Annotated in this window: 19 protein-coding genes and 2 pseudogenes; 10 read left to right on the forward strand and 11 right to left on the reverse strand. The window is 62.7% G+C overall.

Annotated features, from left to right (window positions below; all coding sequences use genetic code 11):
• Positions 1-5: 5 nt before the first annotated feature.
• The 6 genes and pseudogenes from IPN92_04235 to IPN92_04260 all read left to right on the forward strand — a co-directional run bounded on the left by IPN92_04235 (position 6) and on the right by IPN92_04260 (position 3,707).
• A complete protein-coding gene (locus tag IPN92_04235) occupies positions 6-1,829 on the forward strand; it encodes a polysaccharide biosynthesis protein (GenBank protein ID MBK8637513.1) in 1,824 nt (607 codons plus the stop codon).
• A 49-nt stretch (positions 1,830-1,878) separates the two neighbouring features.
• Entirely contained in the window at positions 1,879-2,091 is a 213-nt protein-coding gene (locus IPN92_04240) for a hypothetical protein (GenBank protein ID MBK8637514.1), read from the forward strand.
• An 87-nt stretch (positions 2,092-2,178) separates the two neighbouring features.
• Positions 2,179-2,340: a type II toxin-antitoxin system HicB family antitoxin gene (locus tag IPN92_04245; protein ID MBK8637515.1), complete on the forward strand. Its 162-nt coding sequence runs from the start codon at positions 2,179-2,181 to the stop codon at positions 2,338-2,340.
• 232 nt (positions 2,341-2,572) lie between these two features.
• Positions 2,573-2,959 (forward strand): hypothetical protein, encoded by a 387-nt coding sequence (locus IPN92_04250; GenBank protein ID MBK8637516.1) that lies wholly within the window; start codon positions 2,573-2,575, stop codon positions 2,957-2,959.
• Positions 2,898-3,407 (forward strand): annotated as a pseudogene (locus IPN92_04255) (nucleotidyl transferase AbiEii/AbiGii toxin family protein). The gene IPN92_04250 and the pseudogene IPN92_04255 overlap by 62 nt, the downstream one beginning before the upstream one ends.
• A pseudogene (locus IPN92_04260) lies at positions 3,407-3,707 on the forward strand (dehydrogenase). The pseudogenes IPN92_04255 and IPN92_04260 overlap by 1 nt, the downstream one beginning before the upstream one ends.
• 95 nt (positions 3,708-3,802) lie before the next feature.
• On the opposite strand, the gene IPN92_04265 reads toward IPN92_04260, so the two are convergent.
• Positions 3,803-3,988, reverse strand: a complete 186-nt coding sequence (locus IPN92_04265; GenBank protein MBK8637517.1) for a hypothetical protein — start codon at positions 3,986-3,988, stop codon at positions 3,803-3,805.
• A gap of 137 nt (positions 3,989-4,125) precedes the next feature.
• Positions 4,126-4,284: a hypothetical protein gene (locus tag IPN92_04270; protein MBK8637518.1), complete on the reverse strand. Its 159-nt coding sequence runs from the start codon at positions 4,282-4,284 to the stop codon at positions 4,126-4,128.
• Positions 4,285-4,930: 646 nt separating this feature from the next.
• Between IPN92_04270 and IPN92_04275 the strand changes: the two genes are divergently transcribed.
• Positions 4,931-5,257 carry a multidrug efflux SMR transporter gene (locus IPN92_04275; protein MBK8637519.1) on the forward strand — a complete coding sequence of 109 codons (327 nt, stop codon included), beginning with the start codon at positions 4,931-4,933 and terminating at the stop codon, positions 5,255-5,257.
• 83 nt (positions 5,258-5,340) lie between these two features.
• Here IPN92_04275 and IPN92_04280 read toward each other — a convergent pair whose 3' ends face one another.
• The gene (locus IPN92_04280) at positions 5,341-5,706 is read right to left on the reverse strand and encodes a phasin family protein (protein MBK8637520.1); all 366 of its coding nucleotides are present in this window, start codon (positions 5,704-5,706) and stop codon (positions 5,341-5,343) included.
• A gap of 473 nt (positions 5,707-6,179) precedes the next feature.
• Between IPN92_04280 and IPN92_04285 the strand changes: the two genes are divergently transcribed.
• Positions 6,180-6,431, forward strand: coding sequence for a hypothetical protein (locus IPN92_04285; GenBank protein ID MBK8637521.1), 252 nt, complete (start codon positions 6,180-6,182; stop codon positions 6,429-6,431).
• Between the two features lie 158 nt (positions 6,432-6,589).
• Here IPN92_04285 and IPN92_04290 read toward each other — a convergent pair whose 3' ends face one another.
• The 7 genes from IPN92_04290 to IPN92_04320 form a co-directional block, all read right to left on the reverse strand.
• A complete protein-coding gene (locus tag IPN92_04290; protein ID MBK8637522.1) occupies positions 6,590-6,793 on the reverse strand; it encodes a cold-shock protein in 204 nt (67 codons plus the stop codon).
• Positions 6,794-7,173: 380 nt separating this feature from the next.
• A complete protein-coding gene (locus IPN92_04295; GenBank protein ID MBK8637523.1) occupies positions 7,174-8,205 on the reverse strand; it encodes a zinc-binding alcohol dehydrogenase family protein in 1,032 nt (343 codons plus the stop codon).
• A 97-nt stretch (positions 8,206-8,302) separates the two neighbouring features.
• Positions 8,303-8,764 (reverse strand): Hsp20 family protein, encoded by a 462-nt coding sequence (locus tag IPN92_04300; protein MBK8637524.1) that lies wholly within the window; start codon positions 8,762-8,764, stop codon positions 8,303-8,305.
• Between the two features lie 259 nt (positions 8,765-9,023).
• On the reverse strand, positions 9,024-10,226 hold the full coding sequence (gene rpsA, locus IPN92_04305) for a 30S ribosomal protein S1 (GenBank protein ID MBK8637525.1): 1,203 nt from the start codon (positions 10,224-10,226) through the stop codon (positions 9,024-9,026).
• A 237-nt stretch (positions 10,227-10,463) separates the two neighbouring features.
• Complete coding sequence (msrA, locus tag IPN92_04310; GenBank protein MBK8637526.1) at positions 10,464-11,099, reverse strand: peptide-methionine (S)-S-oxide reductase MsrA; 636 nt, start codon at positions 11,097-11,099, stop codon at positions 10,464-10,466.
• Positions 11,100-11,180: 81 nt separating this feature from the next.
• Entirely contained in the window at positions 11,181-11,639 is a 459-nt protein-coding gene (locus IPN92_04315; protein MBK8637527.1) for a Uma2 family endonuclease, read from the reverse strand.
• Positions 11,640-11,754: 115 nt separating this feature from the next.
• Entirely contained in the window at positions 11,755-12,102 is a 348-nt protein-coding gene (locus tag IPN92_04320) for a DNA-binding protein (protein MBK8637528.1), read from the reverse strand.
• 572 nt (positions 12,103-12,674) lie between these two features.
• On the opposite strand from IPN92_04320, the gene IPN92_04325 reads away from it, so the two are divergent.
• Together IPN92_04325 and tgt are read left to right on the forward strand one after the other, a co-directional pair.
• Positions 12,675-13,439 (forward strand): HAD family hydrolase, encoded by a 765-nt coding sequence (locus IPN92_04325; GenBank protein MBK8637529.1) that lies wholly within the window; start codon positions 12,675-12,677, stop codon positions 13,437-13,439.
• Position 13,440: 1 nt separating this feature from the next.
• Complete coding sequence (tgt, locus tag IPN92_04330; protein ID MBK8637530.1) at positions 13,441-14,538, forward strand: tRNA guanosine(34) transglycosylase Tgt; 1,098 nt, start codon at positions 13,441-13,443, stop codon at positions 14,536-14,538.
• Positions 14,539-14,597: 59 nt separating this feature from the next.
• On the opposite strand, the gene IPN92_04335 is transcribed toward tgt, so the two are convergent.
• A complete protein-coding gene (locus tag IPN92_04335) occupies positions 14,598-15,710 on the reverse strand; it encodes an ABC transporter permease (protein ID MBK8637531.1) in 1,113 nt (370 codons plus the stop codon).
• Between the last annotated feature and the right edge of the window lie 8 nt (positions 15,711-15,718).

Here is a 15,718-nt window from a genome sequence, read left to right on the forward strand (position 1 = left end):
CGCCCATGATGCCTTGGTTTCAGCGCGCCCGCTCGCGACTGCTGGTCTTCCTGCACGATCTGCTGATGATCCCGGTGGCCTGGGGGCTAACCTATTGGGTGCGCTTCAATCTGGCCTACATCCCGCCGGAGTTCATCACCGAGGCGGTGACCATGCTGCCCCTGGTGATGGGGGTGATGGGGGCCTCCTTCTGGGCCTTTGGTCTCTATCGCAGCGTCTGGCGTTTTGCCTCCCTGACCGATCTGGTGCGCATCGGTCAGGCAGTGGCGACCGGTACCACCCTGCTGTTATTTTTGCTGTTCGTCTTCAACCGCATGGCCTATGTGCCGCGGTCGTTGCCCTTGCTGTTCGTGATCTTTCAGGTCCTGCTGCTGGCGGGGCCGCGCCTCTTCTATCGCTGGCTCAAGGATCGGCGTCTGGATTTCAGCGGTGGGCAGCGCGTCCTGATCGTCGGCGCCGGGCGGGCCGGGGAGATGCTGGTGCGTGACCTGTTGCGTGATCATCACGCCGGTTATGTCCCGGTAGCCTTTGTTGATGATCTGCCGCGCCGCCAGGGCGGCGTTGTCCATGGCGTGCCCATCCGTGGCACCTGCCAGGCATTACCCAGCTTGGTCGAGATTTATGGCATCGACCTCATCCTGCTGGCCATCCCCAGTGCCACGGCGCGCGAGATGCGGCGCCTGGTGGGCCTGTGCGAGGCGGCGGGCAAGCCGTTCCGTACCGTGCCCCAGGTCAGGGAACTCCTGGCGGGTCAGGTGGCGGTGCACCAATTACGGCCCGTGTCCCTGGAAGACCTGCTGGGACGTGACCCGGTGACCCTGGATTGGGAGGGCATACGGGTGGGGCTGAAGGACCAGGTGGTACTCGTCAGCGGGGCTGGTGGGTCTATCGGTTCTGAACTGTGCCGGCAGTTACGGCGCCTGCGGCCGGCCCAGTTGGTGCTCGTGGATCATGCTGAGTTCAACCTCTACCAGATCGAAATGGAGCTGTTGGAGGGTGCCGATCCGCCGCCCCTGACGCGGCGCCTGGTGGATGTGACCAACGTCGCCGCGGTCGAAGCGCTGTTTAAGGAGACCCGGCCGGCGGTGGTCTTCCATGCCGCGGCTTACAAGCATGTGCCCTTGCTGGAGGATCAGGTGGCCGCGGCCTTGGACAACAATGTGCTCGGCACCCAAGTGATGCTGGCGGCGGCGGATCGCTGGCGTTGCGAGCGCTTTGTGCTGATTTCGACCGACAAGGCGGTGAACCCTTCTAATATCATGGGGGCCAGCAAGCGTTTCGCCGAGTTGTTGTGTCTGGATAGGGATCGCCATTCCGACTGTCGCTGCATGATTGTGCGCTTTGGTAATGTGCTGGGCTCCGCCGGTAGCGTGGTGCCGCGCTTTCAGCGCCAGATTGAAAGCGGCGGTCCGGTGACCGTCACTCACCCGGACATCGAGCGCTTTTTCATGACCATCCCCGAAGCCTGCCAGTTGATCATGCAGGCGGCTGTGATTGGCCAGGGCGGCGAGGTCTTCGTGCTGGACATGGGTGAGCCGGTGAAGATCCGCTATCTGGCGGAGCAGATGATTCGGCTGTCGGGGCGGGAACCCGGTCGTGACATCAAGATCGAATTCACCGGCCTGCGACCGGGGGAAAAGCTCTACGAGGAGCTGTTCTATGCCTCCGAGGCCTACGCCCCCACACCGCATCCCAAGATTCGCGTCGCGCGCCAGGCGGGGGAGGTCGAATCCGTACGGTTGCAGGCGGCCCTCGCGGGGTTGCGCGCCGCATTGGACCCGCGTGATGAGGCCTCCCTGCGGGCGGTGCTGGCTCAGGTAGTCCCGTGAGGTGGCCGGCAGCTATCCGCGGTTCCTGCGGTTTTTTGGGGAGGTGCGCATGTCACAGCCTTTTCAATGGATCGCTGATCTCTTCGCCCAGGAGTTCGACCGGGCGGAGGTGAGGGCGGAGTACCGGCACCTGGCGGGGGAGGCGTGGCTGACCCGGTTCATCGCGGAGCCGACTCCCGCCATGGCGGATGTCGCCCAGGCGCTGATGGCGGAGCATGCCGAGTTGGACCTGTCGTTGGTGATTACCATCAAGGCGTTATAATCCCGGTCGAAAATCGACACAAAATGCACCTTGAGGGCATGATCTGCCACACTTGGAGCCTGGTCGGCCTGATGCTGTGGGTGCGCTATGCCCTTCTGGGGCTGCGGCCCTGGCTGTATGGCGCATGGGGATGCCTACGAGTCCGCCTTGGCCACTGCGCAGGAGGCCATCCGGCTGTGGATCGATACCGCCGCGGAGTTTGGGGATCCGATTCCTCAAGCCAAAGGCCGTCGGTTGCTGTACACCTAAACTGTTGGTAGGTACGGATCCGGAGCGGCTGGGGCCGGTGCTGGATCGGTTATTTGCGGGGGAATGGCAGACGGGCGGTATCCCGCCGTTGTGGGATGGACACACCGGCGAGCGGATCGTCGCCGCCTTGGAACAGTTATTGCGCAAATCATAGGGCGACCGAGACGGCTCCCACCCACCACCGTCAGGCCGATGCGCCGATACCCGCAAAAATGCTGGAAACTTTCAAAAAATGAAAGCTGGTCGGCGGCGCGACGAAATGACGGCTCCCGATCTTGGAACCTTTCTATTCCAGCCTCTGGCGCTGAATCCGGGCTACTTTCTCGAAGGGGTCGAGCGGGTCGTCCTCGATGGACAGGCGGCACTCGTGGCCCGCCCTTGGCGCGCCCTGCTGGATCGCTGCGGCCTGTTCAAAGCGGATTGGCCGGGACTCGCCGATCTGCTGCGCAGTCTGCGTATCGACCCGGATGACCTGAGCGGGCTACGCGCCGATGATTTGGACGCCTTGCAACCCGTCTATCGGCATCGGCGCCTACGCACCCTGATCGACACCCTGCAAGGACGACTCCATCGCGCGCCAGCTCGATCTGTCGTTCTATCGCGGCGAGACGAGGCGTAAACTCAAGATCAAGCTGGAGATCGATACCCGTCCACCGGCCGGTTCCGGATTCGACTACCACTATCTCGACTTCCCGCTCGACTTCGAGCTGTGCACCCAGGATCTGGCGAGCAATTTCGCCTTGAAGCTTCATGCCCTCCTCTGCCGTCCCTACCTCAAGGGTCGGGATTGGTTCGATTTTGGCTGGTACGTCGCCCAGGGCGTGACACCGAATCTTCCGCATCTTGCCGCCGCGCTCGATCAGTACGGCCCGTGGCAGGAGCAGGGGGTGAAGCTGGATCGAGTCTGGTTGGAGTCAGCCTTGATCGCGCGCATTCAGGCGATCGACTGGCCGACGGCCGCCCGGGATGTGGCGCCGTTCCTGGCGGCGCCCGAGCAGGCTGGACTGAAATTGTGGAGCGAGCGGTTTTTCGCCGGCAAGGTTGCGAAACTGCTGCTTGGATTGTGATGAAACAGATTCTCCAGAACATGCAGAACGGCCCCATCGCAGTGGTCGAAGCCCCGAGTCCGCGCGCCGGCGCCGGACAAGTCTTGATCCGGACCTGCCGCTCGCTGATCTCCGCTGGCACCGAACGCATGCTGGTCGACTTCGGCAAGGCCAATCCCTTGGAGCAGGCCGCCAGCAGCCAGACAAGGTGCGCCAGGTGCTGGAGATGGTGAAGACCGACGGCCTGGCGCCGACCCTGGCGGCGGTGCGCAATAAGCTGGAGCAACCACTGCCCCGGGCTATTGCCGGGTCGGCGTGGTCGTAGCCCCCTCCCCCCTGGCGGGGGAGGGCCGGGGAGAGGGGGCGACCACCCGCCAGGCGGTGACGACCTGAATTTAAAAAAACCTCACTCTTGACTACCCGCGCGAGGCGATCGGCTTCTTCGCCGCCGCTCCGGCGGCGACGTGGCCATGATTGCCGCGGATGAGTTGGAAAGCCTGGTTGAAACGGCTCACCTGCTGCGCTCCCCGAGAAATGCCGAGCGCTTGCGGCGACGAACCATCGCGGAAAACATGGCTGCCGGAGGTATTCGACCAGTCCATGGCGACGCGACCTCCGATGACGATCTTGCCCCTCTGGTAGTCGCAGTCAAGTTGACCACCGACAGCCCCGCCCGCCCGTCAGGGTGGCTGAACCGATGTCGTAAGACACCCAGGGTTCCCTGGCATATCCCAAAAAGTCACCCGAGACATTCGACCAGACATAGCCCGCGTTGAGGCCCGCATAACAGCCGGCCCAGTTGGGGGTCGCCTCGGCCCAGGACCAAGGGGGCGGCCAGGGTCAAGGCGGTGGCGAGGATGATGGTGGTTAGCGCGGGGATAGGGGTCGAGGTCTTCATCGATGACTCCAGTGAGTAGGTGATTGACTGCTAGCAATCGAAGATTAGCCGATGAACGGAGGTTGTCCCAAACCAGTGCCTGCCTTTTGCCAGGGTGGTTGTGCCCATAAAAGGGATGGTCATGTTTGGCCGGTCATAAAAAAACCGCCTGAAGGCCGATGGCCGTGCAGGCGGTCTGGGGGGCAGGGAGCCCATCTGGCTGGCGCCCTCCTCGGAGGGTTCCTGTTAGTGGGTTGGGTAAGCGGTGCTCAACAGGTCCCGCACCCGCGCATACGGCGATGCAGTTCCGATAGCTTCTCGTTATTGCGCTGTATGGCGATCATCAGGCCAGCCGCCAGGAAGGCGAGCACAAGGCCACCGAGAGTCAAAGTGTCAAAGTTCATGTGAATCATCTCCTGAAAATTTCCGCCTGAAGAAAGGGTTACCTAACGACATCTTCATTGGGACTGACTAGAGTATGGGGGAATATCGGTATATAAGCAAGCACTAATATATTGATAGGGATAGAAACTGCTTTTTTGACCGGGGGCCAGTCCTCCGGCACCTGTCGCGGGAGTACCGCTTACGGCTATAACCTGCGGATTGATCAAGTGGGTATCATGTCCCCAAGGGTTGCGTACCCTGGCTGACATCGGAAGGCGAAACTATGGCTTGGGTCTATCTGGTCGTGGCGGGGATTTTTGAATGGGGCTGGCCCGTCGGTCTCAAGTATGGGATGACGGCAGCGGGTCCGCGCTGGGTTTGGATCGGCTTCGCCGTCCTTTGTATGGTGGCGAGCGGGGCCTTGCTCCTCCTGGCGCAAAGGACCATTCCCATGGGGACGGCCTATGCGGTTTGGACTGGCATTGGCGCGGTAGGCACCTTTCTCTTGGGCATCTGGCTGTTCAGCGAGCCGGCGACCCTGGCGCGCTTCTTCTTCGTCGGCCTCATCCTGGTCGGGATTCTTGGCCTCAAGTTCGCCGCTGCTCCTTGATCCTGGCGTCAGGGGCGGGCGGGCGGGTCCTTCCCTGGACCCCGTGGCATTCAGGTAACCCCCCGTGGCATTCAGGTAACCACTTAGATGGCGGGGACGACCTTGCGCAGGTCGGCGCTGACTTCGGCCAGGTTACTCATGTACCAGGACCGGTAGTCCTCTTTGACCTGACCCGCCAGGGTCATGCTGGCCTTAGACTGGGCCATCACCTGCTCACTCAGGCCCTTGGCGGCCTCGATCTGGCCCTTCAGAAAGGCGTTGTAGCTTTTGGCGTCGGTGGCCAGGGTCATGGTGCGCTTGCCGTGCTCCATCAGCATCTTCAGGGCGTCCATCTGCTGGGCGGCCATGCGCTCGAAGAGGCTCATGTTCAGCTCATTCAGGCTGTTCATCCGCTCCATGCCCTTGATGGAAAGATCTTTGACGGTGTTTAAGGTTTCGGTCGTGTTCATGGTTAATCTCCAAAGTAGACGGGTAAGTGGGCAATTGGTGCAGTGCAGCAATTGTTGCAGTGCACAATAATCGTCGATCGGGCCTCTGTCAAGCCCCGTGACCTGCCTCGTCAGGGAATGGGTGGCCCTGGGTGTGAATATCCGCACCACAGGCCCGCCCCTCCATGCGAACATATAGCGGGGGATCCCCAACGATGAAGCGATGGCGGCTACATGAATTTTTCCGGGTGCGGCAATACCATCAACTGCAACCAGGTGGGCAGTTTCCCTAACTGGGGGCGCTGGGCGGAATGGAATGGCCGGTTCCGCGACGACATCCGCCGTTTCATCCGGGGGGAGTCGGGTAGGGTGGGCAGCCTGGCAACAGCGACAACCGCATCAGTTGGCTGGACTGGGAGCGGGGTGCCGAGATTCGTTGGCACGGCTTAAGGATCGGAGAGCCGGACTGGAGCCATGACTCGCGTAGTCTGGCCATGAATCTCAGGGGCAATGCCCCGGGCGGCCGCGCCGAGGATATCTTCCTCATGGCAAATGCCCATTGGGAGGCTCACGACTTCGAGTTGCCTCACCTTGACGAGGGTGCCTGGTGCGATTTTGTCGATACGGGTAAGGCGGGTGACGAGGTTATTCAGGAGTTGGATGCGCTGAAGCCACTCTTGGATAGCCACCGCTATCGCGTGGAGAGCCGCGGCATGGCCGTGCTGGTTGCCAATGGGGCGGCATAACCATAACCCCGACAGGAGCCGCAAGGCTTAGGCGCGACCGAGACCCGTCTGGCCAGGGAGGGCCGCTCCCTCTGGGTGTGAAGGCCTTGAAATGCAAAAGCCCCGCTTGAGGGCGGGGCTTTCTTCTTACCAGGTAGCGGGCCTAGGCCCCCCTGGATTTATTGGGGTATGACGTTGGTCGCGCTCGGGCCTTTCTGCCCTTGCTCAACGTTGTAGGAAACGGTTTGACCCTCGGCCAGCGACTTGAAGCCACTACCCTGAACGGCGCTGTGATGGACGAAGACGTCCTTGCTGCCGTCGGAAGGGGCGATGAAGCCAAAGCCCTTTTCGTCACTGAACCACTTAACTGTGCCTATAGCCATTACGGTAAATCTCTGGATTGAACTAAACGTGTGTATATGCAGACAAGTGTTAGGTAATCACGGAAGAATCTGCCACGCACTACGGGGAGGAGGTACTACCGGAACACTACAAGATAACACTGCACGGAGTTAATGATGCCGAATTCCGAAGAATTTCGCAAGATTTTTTCCTTAGAGCCCTTCGTCACTCTTAAAGCCCAGAGCAGCAGGGTCGGGTGGCGGCGGTTGGGGGACGCCGTGAATACGTCCCTGTAGGCTTGGCGACAGCATCCCTGCTGTCGACACCCCCACCCGCCGCCACCCGTCCCTGCGGACCGGTAACGCCTGCGTGTTCGGTATAACTAGAGGGTGGTGGCGCAGGGGGCGTGCCGACTGAAAAATCAGGCCCCAAAGCCTTCTAGAACGATCTTGCCCCGGGACTGGCCGCTCTCGATCTGGGCATGGGCCCGCCGCAGGTTACTGGCGTCAATGAGCCCGAAGTGGCTAGCCAGGGTCGTTCTGATAAGGCCCTGATCGACCAGGCCGGCCCCCTCTTCCAGGATCTGGTGTTGAGCCTGGAGGTCGGGGGTGGAGAACAGGCTGCGGGTAAACATGAATTCCCAATGGATAGAGACGGACTTCTGTTTGAAGGGCATGATGTCCAGTTGGCGCGGGTCGTCGATGAGGGCGAAGCGGCCTTGGGGGGCGATGACCGCGATGATGGCCGCCAGATGCTGCTCGGTCTGGGTCAGGCCCGCGATATAGCGGACCCGGGGATGGCCGATGGCCGCCAACTGGGGCGCCAGTGGTTGGTTATGATCGACGATGAAGTGGGCCCCCAGGTCCTGGACCCATTGTCGTGTCTCGGGCCGGGCGGCGGTGCCGATGACGGTCAGGCCCGTGAGTTGGCGGGCCAGTTGGGTGAGGATGGAGCCCACGCCACCACCGGCGCCGATGATCAGGAGGGCCTCCCCCCCCGCCCCGGGCTCGCCGGATGTCCGGCGGGCGACCTGAAGCCTCTCGAAGAGGAGTTCCCAGGCGGTAATCAGGGTCAAGGGCAGGGCCGCCGCCTCGGCATGGCTCAGGCTTCGGGGTTTGTGGCCGGCGAGGCGCTCGTCCACCAATTGCATTTCCGCGTTGCTGCCGGGCCGATCGCGAGCCCCGGCATACCAGACCTCGTCGCCCGGTTTGAAGAGGGTCACCTCGGCGCCCACGGCGCGGACCCGTCCGGAGGCATCCCAGCCCAGGACCCGGTATTCGCCCGGGGGTGGGGCCGCGCGCTGGCGGATCTTGGTATCCACGGGGTTGACGGAGATGGCCTCGATCTCCACCAGCAGATCCCGCGGGCCGGGCACGGGCACGGGCAGGTCAATGTCCACCAGGGAGGATGGATCTTGGATCGGCAGGCACGCTTGATAACCGATGGCTTTCATGGGGGGCACTTGAATCGGGTTGAAATCAACAAAAAGGCCGGGGGATACCCGGCCTGTCGTCAGAGATTACCGGACATCAGGTCCGGCGTCGCGTCGCTCAGGCGACGGCCCTGAGCTTCTCACCTTCCAAGAGGGGTCCAGCATCACCCCGGATCTCGATCTTGCGGGGCTTCATGGCCTCGGGGATTTCACGGCGCAGCTCGATATGCAGAAGGCCATTCTCGAGTCGAGCATCTACCACCCGGACATAATCCGCAAGCTGGAATTTGCGCTCGAAGCCCCGATTGGCGATTCCCCGGTAGAGGAAACGGCTTTCCTTTTCATCCTCGGCCCGTGAGCCGGAGACCGTCAGGATGTTCTCCTTGACCTCCAGAGCGAGCTCGCCCGGCGAGAAGCCGGCGACGGCCATGGTGATGCGGTAGTCGCTCTCGCCGCTAACCTCCACGTTGTAGGGAGGATAACCGCCCGGTTCGGAGCGATAGGCGGTCTCCAGGGCGGACGATAGCCGATCGAAGCCGATCATGGAGCGGAAGAGGGGAGAGAAGTCGATGTTTGACATGGTCATATCCTCAATGAGCAATATGTTTTCAGTGAGCGTATCCAGGATGGATCACGCGGTTGCGAGGACCTCCGGGGAGCATCCTCGAAGTGAAAAATAGTACCGGAACGGCAGGCGTCAAGGGGTGATCGCCAAAAAATTTTGGGGGATGGGGCGAGAGGGTTGCGGTGTTGGTTGAGGCGCCGCCGCCTACCGTCGAACTGGCCCCGACGCCAGAGCGTCGGGGCTATCCAGAGGGACTAAAGCCCGGGCCAGGGGATCAGCGGGGCTTGGCCATGCTCTGCTTGAGCAGGGCACCAAAGCTGCCCAGATCGCCGGTCGTGGTCTTGACGCCGGGGGCGTAACTGGCCAGGTCCGGCGCGGCCTCGGCGGCCTTGGCCTCGTCCAGGGTCAGGCTGATGCGGCGTTGCTCCCGGTCGATGGCGAGGACGCTGGCCTCGACCTTCTGGCCGGGGCTCAGCACCTCCTGGGGATGGCCGATACGCTTGCCGGTACCCAGTTCGCTGATGTGGACCAGGCCCTCCAGGCCTGGGGCCAGTTCGATGAAGGCGCCGAAGGGCTGCAGCCGGGTGACGTGGCCCTGGACCCGGGAGCCAACGGGGAATTGCTGGGCCACCTCGGTCCAGGGATCCTGGGACAGGGCGCGGATGGAGAGGGCGATCTTTTCCGGGCGCTTGGGATTGTCGGTCTTGTCGACCCGCAGCACCGTGACCTCCAGCGGCTGGCCGACGCTGAGGATCTCGCTGGGGTGCTTGACCCGGTGGAAGGCCAGCTCGCTGATGTGGATCATGCCCTCCAGGCCGCCCAAATCGACGAAGGCGCCATAGTCCTGGAGGGAGGTGACGGTGCCCTGGAGCACGGCGCCCTCCTTGAGACTGGCGCGGATGGCCTCGGCGCGCAGGCGTTGCTCCTCTTCGAGCAGCATCCGGCGGGAGACCACCAGATTGATGTGGCGGCCACCCTCGTATTTGGTAATGCGAAAGTCCAGGTGCTGGTCGATGAACTCCGACAGGTCCTCGATGAAGCGCAGATCCATTTGGGAGGCCGGGCAAAAGGCGCGCTGGCCCGCGATCTGGACCTCGAAGCCACCCTTGACCACGGCCGTCACCCGGCCATGGACGGGCAATTGCTCGCGATAGGCCTGTTCCAGTTCGGCCACGCCATGGAGTTGACGGGCCTGCTGATTGCCCAGGCGCAGGGTGCCGTCCTCCTCGATCCCCGCGACCGTCGCCGTCACCTCGTCGCCTACCGCGACGGTCACTTGACCCTCCGGGTCGCGCAGGGAGGCGGCGTCCATGATGCCCTCGGCCTTGCCACCCAGATTGATGAAGACCTGGTCCTCGGTGATGGCCACCACCCGGCCCTTGACCTGGTCGCCGGGCTTGGCGCCCTTCTCGGCGGCTGCATTATGGGTCTGGTCGAATTCGGCCAGGAGGGCCGCGAAATCGTTGGTGTCGTTCATGGGCGCGTCTGTGGTTGCGGAGGTTAGTATATGGAGGGCAGTGATCCGCCAAGACCCGGCCTTTGTGGGGGGCTCGGCTCTCTTAGCCAGGTGCCATCAGGTTGTCTTGGTCACAGGTCAGTTCGCGGGGGTCATTAAGGGCAAGAATCCTGAAGTCGCCATTGTACGGGCGTCGCAAGCCGAAAACCCAAGGTCGTTGCGTGTGATCTCGCCAAACGGGGTAAAGCTTAAACTCTTTCAACCCGGATAGGCCACGTCGCAGCCACCCAGACCGCAGTAACCGCCCGGATTCTTGGCCAGGTACTGCTGGTGGTAATCCTCGGCATAGTAGAACTCCGGCGCGGGCAGGATCTCGGTGGTGATGGTGCCCCGCCGGTTAGCGGCCAGGGCCGTGGCAAAGCGCTCCCGGCTGGCCTCGGCGGCCAGGCGCTGAGCCTCGCTCGTGTAATAGATGCCGGACCGGTACTGGGTGCCGACGTCATTGCCCTGGCGCATACCCTGAGTGGGATTGTGGGACTCCCAGAAGGTCTTGAGCACCTGCTCGTAGCCGATCCTGGCCGAATCGAAGACCACCCGCACCACCTCGTTGTGGCCGGTCATGCCGGAGCAGACCTCCTCATAATGGGGGTTGGGGGTGAAGCCCGCCGCATAACCCACGGCGGTGGTCCAGACGCCCTCGAGTTGCCAAAAACGCCGCTCCGCCCCCCAAAAGCAGCCGAGACCCAGGAGGGCCAGTTCCAGTCCCGCTGGGAAAGGCGGCAGCAGGGGGCGCCCATGCACCCAGTGGCGGTTGGTCACCGTCATGACTTGGTCGCGGCCGGGCAGGGCCTCGCCGGGGGCAGGTAACTGAATCTGGCGACGAAAAGTGAACATTTGGACCTCGGGAAGTGGGGAGGAAAATTTATCCCCATTTCGGTGGTGGCGATGGGAAATCAAGCCCCTTGTCCTTATTCGTTAGCCGCCGATTTCCTCGCTACATTCAATTTCACCTTCATAGGTATAGTATTGGGTCCTACCGTCTTCGCTGACGATCCAAACTTCATGCGCTCCCTTTGATAAATATAATGCTATTTTTTCATCGATCTCTCCCTGGGAATTTGAGGGAGAAACGACTTCCACACATATCTCCGGGGCACGTTTATAAGGCGTTTCAAATCCGAATTTATCAATAAATGAATCCGATGCCCACGCAACATCGGCAACTTTTACCCCCTCGCTTGTTTGAATCGAGCATTCAGTAATTACTTTACCTTTGCCCTTCTTGGCATCTCTAATCCTGGCGCCGGTTTCAAATTGTAGACTTCCATGGTTATTGGTCGCGGGGCTCATGAGAATCTTGCCCCATTTATCAAGCTCAATCTTAAAGGGAAGGTCTTTCAAGAACGGGTTATTGATGGCTGTCGACCAATCCATAATATTGCCTTAATATTGCCAAAATTGTGATGGTGCGGAATAATAGCGACATTTGAGATCAGGCCGCGGCCTGTCAGGGACATCGGCCTGAAGCGAATTGTTCGGCCACCGACTATCACCCCGCTTGAAGCAGAAACTCTACCTTCACCGCCTCATGGGGAAACTCTATGCCGCCGTTAGCGGTACGGTTGAGAAGTCCCGCCTCAATCAACGCGACCACATCACCGTGAACTCCCTTTACGTCTCGATCAACTCGCCGGGTAGCCTCGCGGATGGAAATCTGCCCGGTTCCACACAGTGCCTTCAGCAACTCCCAGCGCTTCGCCGTTAGCACTTTCCAAAGCAACTCGGGGGACGAAAAACTGATGCGTGTTGCCCTTTGGGCCTTGTTCGACTTCCAGGCTTGCGAAAACCCAGCCATGGCTTCCTTGGGGGACCTGACTTCAAGAATGACCGTTTTCATGGTTCCACCTCTCGATATCTGCTTGTCGATATCTGCTTGGAAACCCACCAATAGCCTGTCTGGGTCTAAGAACACATATCCAGATTCCGCCTCATTCCAATGCCGGTGGTCACCCTTTCCGCTTTCGTTGTCGTACCGGAGAACGCACACCAGCAGGATTAGTCCTTGCCTCATTATCTTTTCCCGAGTCTAGCCGACGCCCTTAATCCCGTCAAACAACCAGGGTATGATCTATCCCTTCTGGTGTCGCTATGTGCAATAACGCCATGAATTAAGCGTCAAGCCCCCTGTTGGCCGCGGGAGGGTTAGGCGCGCGGACCAAGATCTTGCGGCCCACCCGGGCCGTCGCCTTCCCGAGCAGGGGCTGGGGGATGTGGATCACCACCTGGCCGATCCGGGGCGCAGCCTAAGCCCCGAGTTGGGCGGTCCCGCCCGGTTGTCAAGGCTATCCAGCAGGAGTTCGTCCTGGCTGGCGGGGCGTGGCTAAAGACCGTCAGTTAGCCCTGGCGGATTTCCGCAACCGCCCGCTTGGGGCAAAATGGTGGCACCTTGTAGCATGCACAGGCTTGCCCGTGACTCCGCACCCGATCGAACTCATCACCCTGGACCTGGACGACACCCTCTGGCCCTGTCTGGAGCCTATTCAGCGCGCCGAGGCCGCCATGTTCGCCTGGCTTGCCGAGCGGGCGCCCGCCCTGGCGCAAGCCATGGATCTGGAGGCTTTGCGGGCCCATCGGCGCGACCTGATGACGCAATGCCCGGCCATTGCCCACGATGTGACGGTGGTGCGGCGCACCTCCCTGGAGATCCTGCTGGCGGAGTTTGGCCATGATCCCGCCCTGGCGGCGGAGGGCATGGCGGTGTTTCTCGAGCACCGTAACCAGGTTGAGCCCTATCCGGACGTCATCCCGATCCTGCGCGCCCTGGCGGCGGACTACCGGCTGGTTTCCGTGACCAACGGTAACTCAGACATCGACCGCACCCCCCTGCGCGGCCTCTTTCATCGATCACTGACCGCCGCCGCGGTGGGTGCGGCCCGGCCCGATCCTGCCCTTTTCCAGGCAGCCCTCGACTGGGCAGGCCTGGCGCCGCACCAGGCCCTGCACATCGGGGATCACCCGGTTTACGATGTGCAGGCGGCGCGGGATCACGGCCTGGCGGTGCTTTGGGTCAATCGCTACGGTCAGACCTGGCCGGTGGATCTGGAGCCGCCCCTGGTGGAAATCGCCGACCTGCATGGTCTGGCGCGCTGGCTGAGGGGACGGGCGGTGGGGCAGGGCAGTGACGAGGGGGAGCGGCAAGGCGCTGGCTATGGCGCGACCGAGGAGATGAAATAGGATGGAATTTCAGCGATTGGCAAACGATGGCCAGGCCCGCCGCGGGCGCCTGACCTTTGACCGCGGGGTGGTGGAGACGCCGGCCTTCATGCCGGTGGGCACCTACGGTACCGTCAAGGCCATGACCCCGGAGGAGCTGCGGCAGGTCGGCGCCCAGCTCATCCTCGGCAACACCTTTCACCTCCTGCTCCGCCCTGGCGCCGAGGTCATCGCCAGCCATGGCGACCTGCACGACTTCATGCACTGGCCCGGGCCCATCCTCACCGACTCGGGCGGCTTCCAGGTCTTCAGCCTGGGTAAGCTGCGCCGCATCAAGGAGGAGGGCGTCCATTTCCGCTCACCCATCGACGGCAGCCGGGTCTTCATGGGCCCCGAGGAATCCCTGGCCATGCAACGCGCCCTGGGGTCCGACATCGTCATGATCTTCGACGACTGCACCCCCTATCCGGCGACCCCGGAGCAGGCCCGAGCCTCCATGGAGCGCTCCCTGCGCTGGGCGGCGCGCAGCAAGGCGGCCCATGGCGAAAACCCCGCGGCCCTCTTTGGCATCGTCCAGGGCGGTATGTACGAGGCGTTGCGCGCCGAGTCCCTGGCGGGCCTGGCCGAGATTGGCTTCGACGGCTACGCCATTGGCGGCCTCTCGGTGGGGGAGCCCGAGGCGGACCGGCTGAGGGTCCTGGACTTCCTCGCCGACCGCCTGCCGGCGGACCGGCCGCGCTATCTCATGGGGGTCGGCACCCCAGCCGATATCGTCCAGGCGGTGATGCGCGGCATCGACATGTTCGACTGCGTCATGCCTACCCGCAACGCCCGCAACGGCCACCTCTTCACCCATGCCGGGGTGGTGCGCATCCGCAACGCCCGCCATCGCACCGATACGGGCCCCCTGGACCCGGACTGCGACTGCTATACCTGCCGGAACTATAGCCGCGCCTATCTGCACCATCTGGATCGCTGCCACGAGATCCTGGGGGCGCGGCTCAACACTATCCACAACCTGCGCTACTACCAGACCCTGATGGCCGACCTAAGGTCAGCCATCGCGGCCGGCCGGCTGGAAAGCTTCGCCCATGACTTCCAGGCGCGACAGGGCGGCTGACCGCGAGGCCCTGGACTGACTGGCTCGGGGTCAGGGCTGAAGATCAGGAAATATCCCTGTCATTGCAGCCGACTGCGCACCAGCAGGGTGGCCAGCCCCAGGGTGACCAGGGCGATGATGATCAGGGGCCAGGCATGGCTCCAGACCTCCCCGGGGGGCATGCCCTTGAGGAAGGAGCCCTGGACAATGATGAGGAAGTGCTTGAGGGGGATGCCTTCCGCCAGCCATTGCAACACAGGGGGCATATTCTCCACGGGGGTGGCGAAGCCGGACATCAGGATCATGGGCACCACGACCGCGAAGGCGCCCAGGATGGCCTGTTGTTGGGTGGCACTGATGGCGGAGATCATCAACCCCACCCCGACGATCGAGAGGATGAAGAGGAGCATGGCGGCGGCGAGGGCCAGGAGCGAACCCTGGAAGGGGACGCGAAAGCCCGCGATCCCCGCCGTGACCATGAGGAGGCCCAAGGTGCCGCCGATTAGGAGGGCGGGCACCGTCTTGGCCAGGATGATCTCGGTGGAGGTGGTGGGCGACACCAGCAGTTGATCGAAGGTCCCCAACTCCCGCTCACGGGCGATGGATAGGACCGTGACCGTGAGGGAGACGACCATCACCAGAATGCCCGCCAGGCTGGGCACCACGAACCACTGATAGATGAGGTTGGGGTTGTAGGCGTGCCGGATGCTGATGCGCACCGGGGGCTGTCGCGCGGCGGGCGCGAAGGCCGCCCCCAGATTGGATGCCACCTCCTCGACATAGCCCAGGGCCACCTGGCCGGAGTTGGCCCGCCGGCCATCGACGATGGCTTGGAGCGCGGCGGGCTCCCCGGACGTCATCTGGCGCGAGAAGGTGTCGGGAATCTCCAAGGCCAGGATCGCCTCCCGCCGTTCGATGGCTGCGTGGAGGGCCTGCCGGCTATTCACCTGGCGCAGGGTGCCCACGAAACTGGCGGCCCCCAGGCTCGCCACCAATTCCTGGGCCCAGCGGCCCCCATCGCGGTCGTAAACGGCGAGGGTGGCGTTGCTGACCTCCAGGGTGGCGGCGAAGGAGAAGACCAGCAGTTGGAGCAGGGGCGGGCCGATCAGGATGAAGCGGGCGCGCGGGTCGCGCAGAATGCTCAACAGTTCCTTGACGATCTGGGCGCGCAGGCGGGGCGGGATCAGGTTCATCGGTAAGG

Source organism: Chromatiaceae bacterium (genome assembly GCA_016714645.1).
In the GTDB taxonomy this organism is placed as follows: Bacteria; Pseudomonadota; Gammaproteobacteria; order Chromatiales; family Chromatiaceae; genus M0108.

Excerpts from the sequence above, each read along its gene's own strand:
- msrA (MBK8637526.1), bottom strand. The coding sequence starts at position 11,099 with ATGTTCACTTTTCGTCGCCAGATTCAGTTACCTGCCCCCGGCGAGGCC.
- IPN92_04275 (MBK8637519.1), top strand. The coding sequence starts at position 4,931 with ATGGCTTGGGTCTATCTGGTCGTGGCGGGGATTTTTGAATGGGGCTGG.
- IPN92_04320 (MBK8637528.1), bottom strand. The coding sequence starts at position 12,102 with ATGAAAACGGTCATTCTTGAAGTCAGGTCCCCCAAGGAAGCCATGGCT.
- IPN92_04235 (MBK8637513.1), top strand. The coding sequence starts at position 6 with ATGATGCCTTGGTTTCAGCGCGCCCGCTCGCGACTGCTGGTCTTCCTG.
- IPN92_04300 (MBK8637524.1), bottom strand. The coding sequence starts at position 8,764 with ATGTCAAACATCGACTTCTCTCCCCTCTTCCGCTCCATGATCGGCTTC.
- IPN92_04250 (MBK8637516.1), top strand. The coding sequence starts at position 2,573 with ATGAAAGCTGGTCGGCGGCGCGACGAAATGACGGCTCCCGATCTTGGA.
- IPN92_04265 (MBK8637517.1), bottom strand. The coding sequence starts at position 3,988 with ATGGACTGGTCGAATACCTCCGGCAGCCATGTTTTCCGCGATGGTTCG.
- IPN92_04280 (MBK8637520.1), bottom strand. The coding sequence starts at position 5,706 with ATGAACACGACCGAAACCTTAAACACCGTCAAAGATCTTTCCATCAAG.
- IPN92_04295 (MBK8637523.1), bottom strand. The coding sequence starts at position 8,205 with ATGAAAGCCATCGGTTATCAAGCGTGCCTGCCGATCCAAGATCCATCC.
- IPN92_04285 (MBK8637521.1), top strand. The coding sequence starts at position 6,180 with ATGAATCTCAGGGGCAATGCCCCGGGCGGCCGCGCCGAGGATATCTTC.
- IPN92_04270 (MBK8637518.1), bottom strand. The coding sequence starts at position 4,284 with ATGAAGACCTCGACCCCTATCCCCGCGCTAACCACCATCATCCTCGCC.
- IPN92_04245 (MBK8637515.1), top strand. The coding sequence starts at position 2,179 with ATGCCCTTCTGGGGCTGCGGCCCTGGCTGTATGGCGCATGGGGATGCC.
- IPN92_04240 (MBK8637514.1), top strand. The coding sequence starts at position 1,879 with ATGTCACAGCCTTTTCAATGGATCGCTGATCTCTTCGCCCAGGAGTTC.
- IPN92_04315 (MBK8637527.1), bottom strand. The coding sequence starts at position 11,639 with ATGGATTGGTCGACAGCCATCAATAACCCGTTCTTGAAAGACCTTCCC.
- tgt (MBK8637530.1), top strand. The coding sequence starts at position 13,441 with ATGGAATTTCAGCGATTGGCAAACGATGGCCAGGCCCGCCGCGGGCGC.
- rpsA (MBK8637525.1), bottom strand. The coding sequence starts at position 10,226 with ATGAACGACACCAACGATTTCGCGGCCCTCCTGGCCGAATTCGACCAG.
- IPN92_04290 (MBK8637522.1), bottom strand. The coding sequence starts at position 6,793 with ATGGCTATAGGCACAGTTAAGTGGTTCAGTGACGAAAAGGGCTTTGGC.
- IPN92_04335 (MBK8637531.1), bottom strand. The coding sequence starts at position 15,710 with ATGAACCTGATCCCGCCCCGCCTGCGCGCCCAGATCGTCAAGGAACTG.